Here is a 12517-nt window from a genome sequence, read left to right on the forward strand (position 1 = left end):
ACCGGCTGCGCCCTCCGAGGTCCGAAGTGAAAACTGCTGTCGCCCCCCTTGCCCACGAAGTTCCGCCCACCTCGGTGGGCGATGTTGTCGCCGAATTGAAAGAGATCTACATCGAGAAAGGCACGCCAATGTTCATGCGCACGGTACTGGCGCTGTTCTCCGGCGGCTTTGCGACCTTCGCCCTGCTCTACTGCGTACAGCCGATGATGCCGCTGCTGTCCCACGAGTATTCGATCAATGCGGCGCAGAGCAGCCTGATCCTCTCGGTGGCCACCGGCATGCTCGCCATTGGCTTGTTGATCACCGGCCCGATCTCCGACCGTGTCGGACGCAAACCGGTGATGGTCGCGGCCTTGTTCGCCGCCGCACTGTGCACCATGGCCAGCGCGATGATGCCGAGCTGGCAAGGCGTGCTGGTGATGCGTGCGTTGATCGGCTTGTCGTTGAGCGGCCTGGCGGCGGTCGCCATGACGTACCTGAGCGAAGAGATCCACCCGCAGCACATTGGGCTGGCGATGGGTTTGTACATCGCCGGCAATGCGATTGGCGGGATGAGCGGCCGCTTGATCACCGGCGTGTTGATCGACTTCGTCAGCTGGCACACGGCAATGCTGGTGATTGGCGGGCTGGCGCTGATCGCGGCGACGGTGTTCTGGAAAATTCTCCCCGAATCACGCAACTTCCGCCCCCGCTCGCTGCACCCGCGCAGTCTGCTCGATGGCTTCACCATGCACTTTCGCGACGCTGGCCTGCCGCTGCTGTTCCTTGAAGCTTTCGTGCTGATGGGTGCGTTTGTCACCCTATTCAACTACATCGGCTATCGCTTGCTGGCCGAGCCGTACCACATGGACCAGGTCTTCGTCGGTCTACTGTCGGTGGTGTACCTGTCGGGCATCTACAGCTCGGCGAAAATCGGTTCCTTGGCCGACCAACTGGGCCGGCGCAAAGTGCTGTGGGCGACGATTGTGCTGATGCTCGCAGGCCTTGCGCTGACCATGTTCACGCCGCTGCCGTTGGTGATTATCGGCATGTTGATCTTCACCTTCGGCTTCTTTGGCGCGCATTCCGTGGCCAGCAGTTGGATAGGACGGCGAGCGGTGAAAGCCAAGGGGCAGGCCTCGTCGCTGTACCTGTTCAGCTATTACGCCGGGTCGAGTATTGCAGGGACAGCGGGCGGGGTGTTCTGGCACTTGGGCGGGTGGAACGGGATCGGGTTGTTCATTGGTGCGTTGCTGGTGATTGCGCTGCTGGTGGCGTTGAAGCTGGCGAAGTTACCGCCGTTGGAAAATCTGAAGGCGTGATGCACATCCCTGTGAGAGCGAGCCTGCTCGCGAAAGCGGTCTTTCAACAGACATCACTGTTGGATGTGCCGGCCTCTTCGCGAGCAGGCTCGCTCCCACAGGGGCCGAGTGTGACCTGAGATCTCTATACAAAAACGCCCGGCATAAGCCGGGCGTTTTTTATTGGACGACGATCACTCGTGATATTGCGCCGACAGCTCATGTACCGCGCGCATGAACGCACCCGCATGTTCCGGATCGACTTCCGGTGTGATGCCATGGCCGAGGTTGAACACATGACCACTGCCTTTGCCGTAGCTGGCGAGAATCCGACCGACTTCGGTGCGGATGGCTTCTGGCTTGGCGTACAGCACAGTCGGGTCCATGTTGCCTTGCAGGGCGACTTTGTTGCCGACGCGTCGGCGGGCTTCGCCAATGTCGCAGGTCCAGTCCAGGCCCAACGCATCAGCGCCAGCGTCGGCGATGCTTTCCAGCCACAGGCCGCCGTTCTTGGTGAACAGGATGACCGGTACTTTGCGGCCTTCGTGTTCGCGGATCAGGCCGCTGACGATTTTGCGCATGTAGGCCAGGGAGAACTCCTGGTACGCCGCCGCCGAGAGGTTACCGCCCCAGGTGTCGAAGATCTGCACCGCTTGCGCGCCGGCCATGATCTGGCCATTGAGGTAGCTGGTGACCGACTGCGCGAGCTTGTCCAGCAGCAGGTGCATGGCTTGCGGGTTGTCGTAGAGCATGGCCTTGGTCTTGCGGAAGTCTTTCGACGAACCGCCTTCGACCATGTAAGTGGCCAGGGTCCACGGGCTGCCGGAGAAGCCGATCAGCGGCACGCGGCCGTTGAGTTCGCGGCGGATGGTGCTGACCGCGTCCATGACGTAGCCAAGGTCTTTGTGCGGATCAGGAATCGGTAGGGCTTCGATATCGGCCATCGTGCTGACGACTTTCTTGAAGCGTGGACCTTCGCCGGTTTCGAAGTACAGGCCTTGGCCCATGGCGTCCGGGATGGTGAGGATGTCGGAGAACAGGATCGCCGCGTCCAGTTGCGGATAGCGGTCGAGTGGCTGCATCGTGACTTCGCAAGCGAACTCCGGGTTCATGCACAGGCTCATGAAGTCACCGGCCTTGGCACGGCTGGCGCGGTATTCCGGCAGGTAGCGACCGGCCTGACGCATCATCCATACCGGCGTGACGTCTACGGGTTGCTTGAGCAGGGCGCGAAGGAAACGGTCGTTCTTCAGGGCAGTCATGTCGGCATCCGGAAAAAAAGTGCGGGCATTTTCTCAGAGCTCGACGCAAAAGGCACGGTTGCAGGTCAGCCTTTTGTCTATCGGGTCAATATGTCGCGGGGAAATACGCTATTTAGCAACACGCTGAAACCAATGTGGGAGCGAGCCTGCTCGCGAAGAGGGCTTCACATTCAACATCTCTGTTGACTGATCCACCGCTTTCGCGAGCAGGCTCGCTCCCACAATTGATCGCATTCCAGTTCTGGAAAGTGATCAGACGCCCAAGTAATCCAGGATCCCTTCGGCCGCATTACGGCCTTCGAAGATCGCCGTTACCACGAGATCAGATCCGCGAACCATATCGCCACCGGCGAAGATTTTCGGGTTGCTGGTCTGGTGCTTGTACTGACCTTGTTCCGGGGCCACCACGCGGCCCTGGCTGTCGGTCTGGATGCTGAACTGCTCGAACCACGACGCCGGGCTCGGACGGAAACCAAATGCGATGACCACGGCGTCGGCCGGGATGATCTCTTCGGAGCCCGGGATCGGCTCGGGGCTGCGACGGCCACGGGCGTCCGGTTCGCCGAGACGGGTCTCGACCACCTTCACGCCTTCGACGCGGTCTTCACCGACGATGGCGATCGGCTGGCGGTTGTAGAGGAATTTCACCCCTTCTTCCTTGGCGTTCTTCACCTCTTTGCGCGAGCCCGGCATGTTCGCTTCGTCACGACGATAAGCGCAGGTCACCGACTTGGCACCCTGGCGAATCGAGGTGCGGTTGCAGTCCATCGCCGTGTCGCCGCCGCCCAGCACCACAACCTTCTTGCCTTTCATGTCGACGAAATCTTCCGGCGACTTTTCAAAGCCCAGGTTGCGGTTGACATTGGCGATCAGGAAGTCGAGCGCGTCATGCACGCCCGGCAGATCCTCACCGGCAAAGCCGCCCTTCATGTAGGTGTAGGTGCCCATGCCCATGAACACGGCATCGTATTCTTCGAGCAGTTGCTCGATCGTCACGTCCTTGCCCACTTCGGTGTTCAGGCGAAACTCGATACCCATGCCGGTGAAGACTTCGCGACGATTGCTCAGCACGGTCTTTTCCAGCTTGAACTCGGGGATACCGAAGGTCAGCAGACCGCCGATTTCCGGGTTCTTGTCGAACACCACCGGGGTCACACCGCCGCGTACCAGCACGTCGGCACAACCCAAACCTGCCGGGCCTGCACCGATCACCGCAACACGCTTGCCGGTCGGTATAACCTTGGACATGTCCGGGCGCCAGCCCATGGCGAACGCGGTATCGGTGATGTACTTCTCGACCGAACCAATGGTCACCGCGCCGAAGCCGTCGTTGAGGGTGCAGGCACCCTCGCACAGACGATCCTGCGGGCACACCCGACCGCAGACTTCCGGCAGGGTGTTGGTCTGGTGCGACAGCTCGGCGGCCTGGAGGATGTTGCCCTCGGCCACCAGTTTCAGCCAGTTCGGAATGAAGTTGTGCACCGGGCACTTCCATTCGCAATACGGGTTACCGCAACCCAGGCAGCGGTGGGCTTGATCGGCCGAATGCTGGGGTTTGAAGGGTTCGTAGATCTCCACGAACTCTTTCTTGCGTTGACGCAACAGTTTCTTCTTCGGATCTTTGCGCCCGACATCGATGAATTGGAAGTCGTTGCTGAGACGTTCGGCCATCTTCAAAACCTCGTACACGACAGCTTCAAGCTACAAGCTTCAAGCTGCAATAAAATCAAATTAATCCGCCACACCGCGCAAGCTTCAAGCTTGGCGCTTGAAGCTTGCGACTTGCCGCTGCGTCGTTTATTGCGGACTCGCACGAGTACTTGAGAGCAGAGATTTCAGACTCGCCGCCTTAGGTTTGACGAGCCAGAAACGACGCAAATAGTCATCGAGGTTTTCAGCGAGGTTACGACCCCACTCGCTGTCGGTTTCCTCGACGTATTCGTTCAGCACGCGTTGCAGGTGGCTGCGATAGGCTTCCATCGCCTCACCGCTGATCCGCTGGATTTCCACCAGTTCGTGGTTGACCCGGTCAACGAAGCTGTTGTCCTGGTCGAGCACGTAGGCGAAACCACCGGTCATGCCTGAGCCGAAGTTGTAGCCGGTCTTGCCCAGGACGCAGACGAAACCACCGGTCATGTACTCGCAGCAGTGATCGCCCGTGCCTTCAACCACGGTGTGAGCACCGGAGTTACGCACGGCAAACCGCTCGCCCGCGGTGCCGGCGGCAAACAACTTGCCGCCCGTGGCGCCGTACAGGCAGGTGTTGCCGATGATGGCACTGTCCTGAGTCTTGTAGACGCTGCCCTTCGGCGGAACGATAACCAGCTTGCCGCCAGTCATGCCTTTGCCGACGTAGTCGTTGGCATCGCCTTCCAGGTACATGTTCAGGCCGCCGGCGTTCCACACGCCGAAGCTCTGACCGGCCGTCCCTTTGAAGCGGAAGGTGATCGGCGCGTTCGCCATGCCTTGGTTGCCGTGTTTGCGGGCGATTTCACCGGAGATCCGCGCGCCGATCGAACGGTCGCAGTTGCAGATATCCAGGGCGAAATCAGCGCCGCTCATGTCGTTGATGGCCGAGGTGGCCATGTCGACCATTTTCTCGGCCAGCAGGCCCTTGTCGAACGGCGGGTTGCGGTCGACCTGGCAGAATTGGGGCTTGTCTGCCGGGATGTGATCGCTGCCGAGCAACGGGGTCAGGTCCAGGTGTTGCTGCTTGGCGGTCTGGCCTTCGAGGATATCCAGCAGATCGGTACGACCGATCAGCTCTTCGAGGGAGCGCACGCCCAGCTTGGCCAGCCACTCGCGGGTTTCTTCGGCGACGTAGGTGAAGAAATTCACCACCATGTCAACGGTCCCGATGTAGTGATCCTTGCGCAGCTTCTCGTTCTGAGTGGCGACGCCGGTGGCGCAGTTGTTCAGGTGGCAGATGCGCAGGTATTTGCAGCCCAACGCGATCATTGGCGCGGTGCCGAAGCCGAAGCTTTCAGCGCCGAGGATCGCGGCCTTGATCACGTCGAGGCCGGTTTTCAGCCCGCCGTCGGTCTGTACCCTGACTTTGCCGCGCAGGTCGTTACCACGCAGGGTCTGGTGGGTTTCGGCCAGGCCGAGTTCCCACGGAGCACCGGCGTATTTGATCGACGTCAGCGGCGATGCACCGGTGCCGCCGTCGTAGCCGGAGATGGTGATCAAGTCCGCGTAGGCCTTGGCCACACCGGCGGCGATGGTGCCGACGCCTGCTTCTGCTACCAGCTTCACCGAGACCAGGGCCTTCGGGTTGACTTGTTTCAGGTCGAAAATCAACTGCGACAAGTCTTCGATCGAATAGATGTCGTGGTGCGGCGGCGGCGAAATCAAGGTCACGCCCGGCACCGCGTAACGCAGCTTGGCGATCAGACCGTTGACCTTGCCGCCTGGCAGCTGACCCCCTTCACCGGGCTTGGCGCCCTGAGCGACTTTGATCTGCAGCACTTCAGCGTTGACCAGGTATTCCGGGGTTACACCAAAACGGCCAGTCGCGACTTGCTTGATTTTCGAGCTTTTGATGGTGCCGTAACGCGCCGGGTCTTCGCCGCCTTCGCCGGAGTTGGAACGCGCACCGAGGCGGTTCATGGCTTCGGCCAGGGCTTCGTGGGCTTCTGGCGACAATGCGCCCAACGAGATGCCCGCAGAGTCGAAGCGCTTGAGCACCGATTCCAGCGGTTCGATCTCGCTGATGTCCAGCGGCGTGTCCAGGGTCTTCACCTTGAACAGATCGCGGATCATCGACACCGGACGGTTATCCACCAGCGCCGTGTATTCCTTGAACTTGCTGTAGTCGCCCTGCTGCACAGCGGCTTGCAGAGTATTGACCACGTCCGGGTTGTACGCGTGATATTCGCCACCGTGGACGAACTTCAGCAGACCGCCCTGCTGGATCGGCTTGCGCGGGCTCCAGGCTTCGGCCGCCAGGGCTTTCTGCTCGGCTTCGATGTCGACGAAACGCGCACCCTTGATGCGGCTCGGTACGCCACGGAAGCTCAGCTCACAGACTTCTTCAGACAGGCCGATGGCTTCGAACAACTGCGCACCGCGGTACGACGTAATGGTCGAGATACCCATCTTCGACAGGATCTTCAACAGACCTTTGGTGATGCCTTTGCGGTAGTTCTTGAACACCTCATAGAGGTCGCCCAGCACTTCACCGGTACGGATCAGGTCGCCCAGCACTTCGTAGGCCAGGAACGGATAGACCGCCGAGGCGCCGAAACCGATCAACACCGCAAAGTGATGCGGGTCACGAGCGGTGGCGGTTTCCACGAGGATGTTGGAGTCGCAACGCAGGCCTTTCTCGGTCAGGCGGTGGTGCACCGCGCCGGTGGCGAGCGAAGCGTGGATCGGCAACTTGCCCGGGGCAATGTGGCGGTCACTCAGCACGACCTGGGTGCGGCCGGAGCGCACGGCTTCTTCAGCCTGATCGGCGACGTTGCGGATGGCCGCTTCGAGGCCGACGCTTTCGTCGTAGTTGAGGTCGATAATCGCGCGCTCGAAGCCCGGACGATCCAGGTTCATCAGCGAACGCCACTTGGCCGGCGAAATGACCGGCGAGCTTAGGATCACGCGCGAGGCGTGTTCCGGCGACTCCTGGAAGATGTTGCGCTCGGCACCGAGGCAGATCTCCAGCGACATGACGATGGCTTCACGCAACGGGTCGATCGGCGGGTTGGTGACCTGCGCGAACTGCTGGCGGAAATAGTCGTACGGCGTGCGCACGCGCTGGGACAGCACGGCCATTGGCGTATCGTCGCCCATCGAGCCGACAGCTTCGTAGCCCTGCTCGCCGAGCGGACGCAATACCTGGTCGCGCTCTTCGAACGTGACCTGGTACATCTTCATGTATTGCTTGAGCTGGTCGACATCGTAGAAAGCCGAACCGTGGTCGTTGTCTTCCATGGTCGCCTGGATGCGCAGGGCATTCTTGCGCAGCCATTGCTTGTACGGATGACGGGACTTCAAGCGGTTGTCGATGGCATCGGTGTCGAGGATCTGACCGGTTTCGGTGTCCACGGCGAAGATCTGGCCCGGGCCCACACGTCCCTTGGCGATCACGTCTTCAGGCTGGTAGTTCCAGACGCCGATTTCCGAGGCCAGGGTGATGAAACCGTTCTTGGTGGTGACCCAACGCGCCGGACGCAGACCGTTACGGTCGAGCAGGCACACCGCGTAACGACCATCGGTCATTACCACGCCGGCCGGGCCGTCCCAAGGTTCCATGTGCATCGAGTTGTATTCGTAGAACGCCCGCAGATCCGGGTCCATGGTTTCGACGTTCTGCCACGCAGGCGGAATGATCATCCGCACGCCACGGAACAGGTCGATGCCACCAGTGACCATCAGCTCGAGCATGTTGTCCATGCTGGAGGAGTCGGAACCGACACGGTTGACCAGCGGGCCGAGCTCTTCCAGGTCCATCAGATCGTTGGTGAACTTGGTGCGACGGGCCACGGCCCAGTTACGGTTGCCGGTGATGGTGTTGATCTCGCCGTTGTGGGCGAGGAAGCGGAACGGCTGCGCCAACGGCCATTTCGGCAGGGTGTTGGTCGAGAAGCGCTGGTGGAACACGCAAATCGAGGTTTGCAGGCGCTGATCGCTGAGGTCTGGATAGAAGGCGGTCAAATCCGCCGGCATCATCAGGCCTTTATAAATGATGGTCTTGTGCGAAAAGCTGCAGATGTAGTGATCGGCATCGGCAGCGTTGGCCACGGACGAGCGACGACGGGAGGTGAACAGCTTGATCGCCATGTCCTGGTCGCTCAGGCCTTCACCGCCGATGTACACCTGTTCGATCTGCGGCAGGCGCTCCAGGGCCAGACGGCCGAGGACGCTGGTATCGATCGGCACTTTGCGCCAGCCGATAAGCTGCAGGCCGGCGGCCAGAATCTCGCGGTTCATGTTCTCGCGAGCGGCTTCGGCTTTGACCGGGTCCTGGTTGAAGAAGACCATGCCCACGGCATATTGCTTGGGCAGTTCGACGCCGAAGGTTTCCTGGGCGATGGCTCGCAGGAACACGTCCGGCTTTTGAATCAGCAGACCGCAACCGTCACCGGTCTTGCCGTCGGCGTTGATCCCACCGCGGTGGGTCATGCAGGTCAGGGCCTCGATGGCCGTTTGCAAAAGGGTATGACTGGGCTCGCCCTGCATATGGGCTATCAGGCCGAAACCGCAGTTATCCTTGAATTCATCTGGTTGGTACAGACCTGCTTTCATAGACACTTTCTCACCAGGCTGCCTCTTTTCGAGGCAAATTTCTTTTCAATTCAACCACTTGCGTTCCGCGCCGAACGTTCGCCGGCTTTAGCGGGGGCAAAAGGGTGGTCATTGTACACAGCGACACAGAGGCTCACAAATTTGACGACGAACTGTCGCAAATCTATGTCGCATTTGTGAAAGGTTTAAAGCGATCTGCTGTGCTAGTCAAAACTTTTTTAATTTTGACCGCAACGACTCAAAGACTACTGTGACGCAGACACCACAAGGCACGCGGCCTGTAGAGGCGGCATGCACTTGTAGAAATTTTGAGGTGCTTGGAGAGGCGGCCTGGGTAAGGCCGCCGAATCTTCAGCGAGTTGTTGCCAGTTCCTGTTGGACGCTGGCGACAGTGCGAGGCCAAGGTTTACCAGCCTGAACCTTCGCTGGCAAGGCCTTGATGGCGGTCAGGGCTGCATCGCGGTTGGCGAAGTTACCGTAGGTGATGACGTAAAGCGGCTTGCCGTTGAGGACTTTCTTGAAGTAACGGTACTCGCCGCCCTGCTCTTTCACGAAGTTTTGCGCGGTCGCTTCGGAGCTGGTGCCGAGGATCTGCACCACATAGTTGCTGGTAGGCTGCCCGGCGTACCAGGTACCACCAGCGCCTTTCGCAGGAGCGGCGGCTGGCTTCTCGACAGGCTTGGCGGTGGCCACGGCGGCTGGCTTGGCTGGCACTGGGGCCGGCTTCACGGCTGGCGCAGTCGGGACTGGCTTGGCGGTCGCAACCTGAGTCGGCGCAGGCACCGGTTTGGCGGCAGGCGTCGGCGCAGGGCCAGGCTGGATGCCCGCCGGCGGCGCAGTGGTGGTCACGGTTGGCGGTGTAGCGCTGGAACCTTCGACCGGCACACCGTCGTCGCCTTCGGTGATGCCACCGGCGGCTTCGGCCAGCGGACCGCGCATGACCGGTTGCGAGTTGCCGACCAGCGGCAATGGCATCGGCTGCGAATTGCCGGCGAATTCGACGGAAGGTGCCCCGCCGCTATTAGGTTGTGGCGTGCCCTGGCCGAGCGGCAGTTGCGCCTGTTCGTTGGCCGGCGCGCCGGTGGTCGGTGCTTTGCTGCGGCCCGGCATCAACCAGGCGGCGGCTACCGCGACCACGACGACGGCGGAAATCGCCAATACGTGTTTCTTCGGCATGTTGAACCCCATACTTGGACGCTTGACCGCTGAGCGGCTGGCAATCATGGCTTCGATCATTGCATCGCGGGCAACCTGGTTGATGTTGCCAGGCCAGCCGTCGGAGCTTTCGTGAATATCAGAGATCTGATCTGCGGTAAAAAGTTCGATACCCCGGCCGGCGCCTTCGAGCCGCTGGTCCAGGTATTCGCGGGTTTCTTCTTCGGTGTAAGGCTGCAGCTCAATGACGTGGAAGCGTTCTTCCTCGAGGCTCAGCGCGTCCAGTTGCGCAATCAGCGACGACTCACCGAACAGAAACACATGCGGACGACCTTCCGGCGCACCGGCGGCCAGGGCCAGCAAGGCCTCCAGCGCGGATTCGTCGAGCTGCTCGGCGTCATCGACCAGCAAATAGACTTCCTGCCCGGTCAGCGCCAGTTGCACGACCTGCGAAAGAATCGCATTGACCTCCGCCTGGGCAACATTCAGCGCCTGTGCCACCTGATGCAGCACGCCGGCCGCATCGCCAGCGCCACGGGCGGAAACCACCACGCTTTGCACCGATTGCTTGTTGGTGCTGGCCACCAGGGCCTGGCGCAACAGGGTCTTGCCGCTGCCCTGCGGGCCGGTGACCACCAGCAGCAACTGGCTATAGCGCGCCAGATGATGCAGCTGCCCCAGCACCGGTTTGCGCTGGGCCGGGAAGAATTTGAAGCCAGGCACCCGTGGAGCAAAAGGGTCATGACTCAACTGGTAATGGCCGAGGAAAGCCTCGTCGGCATGCAAACTAGTCATCGGGATCTTATTAACCTTTAAGCTGAGCCAGGGCGCGGTAATCCGCTCCCAGCGTGGCCTGTAAAACTTCTTTCGGATAATCGTCGGTCACCACCGCTTCGCCCATGTGGCGCAGCAGCACCAGGCGTAAACGACCGTCGATCACTTTCTTGTCAATTGCCATGTGTTCTAGAAAATCGGCTTCAGTCATCTCTTCAGGCGGGATGACCGGCAGGCCGGCACGCTGAAACAGGCGAATACCGCGATCGCGTTCTTGCTCGCTGATCCAGCCCAATCGCGCGGACATTTCCAAAGCCATTACGGTGCCAGCAGCGACGGCTTCACCATGAAGCCAGACACCATAGCCCATATGGGTTTCGATAGCGTGGCCGAAGGTGTGGCCCAGGTTCAACGTGGCACGAACACCGGTTTCCTTCTCGTCGGCACCGACCACTTCAGCCTTGGCGGCGCAGGAACGCTCGATGGCATACGTCAGGGCGACCTGGTCCAGGGCGCGCAGGCGATCGACGTTTTCTTCGAGCCAGGTCAGGAATGGCTCGTCGCAGATCAGCCCGTACTTGATGACTTCCGCCAGCCCCGCAGAGAGTTCGCGGGCCGGCAGGGTGTTGAGGGTCGCGGTATCGATCAGCACGACGTTCGGCTGATAAAACGCGCCGACCATGTTCTTGCCCAGCGGATGGTTGATCCCGGTCTTGCCGCCCACCGAGGAGTCGACTTGCGACAGCAACGTGGTCGGGACCTGGATGAAATCGACACCGCGCTGATAGCAGGCAGCCGCGAAACCGGCCATGTCACCAATCACACCGCCACCGAGGGCGATCACCGTGGTACGGCGGTCGTGGCGTGCAGTCAGCAGGCCGTCGAAAATCAGTTGCAGGGTTTCCCAGGTCTTGAAGGCTTCGCCGTCGGGCAGCACCACGGAAATCACCGAGAACTGCGCGAGGCTGCGGGTCAGACGTTCGAGATAGAGCGGCGCAACGGTCTCGTTTGAGATGATCGCCACTTGCCGTCCGCGGATGTGCGGTACCAGCAGTTCCGGCTGATCCAACAAACCTTCGCCAATATGAATCGGGTAGCTGCGCTCGCCTAGATCGACCTTGAGTGTCTGCATGTGTCCCCACAGTGAAGATGGAATCAGGCGTCCTGCCTTGAATTAACGAATGTCCACGGCGTCTGCTGGTGTGACGCCGTTCGGTAGCCATCCGCCACAACCATGAGCAGTCGTGACAGGACGCCGAGGATAGCGCATTTCGCGCCTCGCTTTAACGGGGAGGTAGTTGCTGCAAGCGTTCGAGAATATCGAGCACGACCATTCGCGGCGGCCGCTCATCGGTTTCAACCACCAGGTCAGCGATTTCCCGATACAGCGGGTCGCGGATCGCCAGCAGATCCCGCAGGGTCTTGGCCGGATCAGCGGTGCGCAACAAGGGGCGATTGCGATCGCGGGACGTGCGGCCGACCTGCTGCTCGACAGAGGCATGCAGATAGACCACCCGACCGCCGGCGTGCAACGCCCGACGATTGGCTTCGCGCATCACCGCACCACCACCGGTCGCCAACACCACGCCGTCGCAGCCGCACAGCTCGGCAATCATCGCCTGCTCGCGGTCACGAAAGCCCGGTTCGCCTTCTTTATCGAAAATCCACGGGATATTGGCGCCCGTGCGCAATTCAATTTCCTTATCGGAATCTTTGAACGGCAGGCGCAGCTCTTTGGCCAGCAACCGGCCGATGGTGCTTTTTCCAGCCCCCATCGGTCCAACAAGAATCAAATTTCGCACA

General features: G+C 60.7%; 7 protein-coding genes. 1 reads left to right on the forward strand and 6 read right to left on the reverse strand.

Annotation, left to right across the window (positions count from 1 at the left end):
- Positions 1–26 precede the first annotated feature (26 nt).
- Positions 27–1301, forward strand: a complete 1275-nt coding sequence (locus tag BLU63_RS07815; protein WP_083375225.1) for an MFS transporter — start codon at positions 27–29, stop codon at positions 1299–1301.
- Positions 1302–1474: 173 nt separating this feature from the next.
- Here the strand turns inward: BLU63_RS07815 and hemE are convergent, their stop codons facing one another.
- The 6 genes from hemE to aroK form a co-directional block, all read right to left on the reverse strand.
- The gene (gene hemE / locus BLU63_RS07820) at positions 1475–2542 is read right to left on the reverse strand and encodes a uroporphyrinogen decarboxylase (RefSeq protein WP_010464411.1); all 1068 of its coding nucleotides are present in this window, start codon (positions 2540–2542) and stop codon (positions 1475–1477) included.
- 252 nt (positions 2543–2794) lie between these two features.
- Positions 2795–4213, reverse strand: coding sequence for an FAD-dependent oxidoreductase (locus tag BLU63_RS07825; RefSeq protein ID WP_010464413.1), 1419 nt, complete (start codon positions 4211–4213; stop codon positions 2795–2797).
- A gap of 126 nt (positions 4214–4339) precedes the next feature.
- Positions 4340–8785: a glutamate synthase large subunit gene (gene gltB, locus BLU63_RS07830; protein WP_077747616.1), complete on the reverse strand. Its 4446-nt coding sequence runs from the start codon at positions 8783–8785 to the stop codon at positions 4340–4342.
- Positions 8786–9136: 351 nt separating this feature from the next.
- Positions 9137–10735, reverse strand: coding sequence for an SPOR domain-containing protein (locus BLU63_RS07840; RefSeq protein ID WP_083375226.1), 1599 nt, complete (start codon positions 10733–10735; stop codon positions 9137–9139).
- Positions 10736–10745: 10 nt separating this feature from the next.
- A complete protein-coding gene (aroB, locus tag BLU63_RS07845; protein WP_077747614.1) occupies positions 10746–11846 on the reverse strand; it encodes a 3-dehydroquinate synthase in 1101 nt (366 codons plus the stop codon).
- Positions 11847–11997: 151 nt separating this feature from the next.
- The gene (aroK, locus tag BLU63_RS07850) at positions 11998–12516 is read right to left on the reverse strand and encodes a shikimate kinase AroK (protein WP_010464421.1); all 519 of its coding nucleotides are present in this window, start codon (positions 12514–12516) and stop codon (positions 11998–12000) included.
- Position 12517 lies beyond the last annotated feature (1 nt).

Origin of the sequence: Pseudomonas mandelii (genome assembly GCF_900106065.1) — a bacterium.
GTDB lineage: Bacteria > Pseudomonadota > Gammaproteobacteria > Pseudomonadales > Pseudomonadaceae > Aquipseudomonas > Aquipseudomonas mandelii.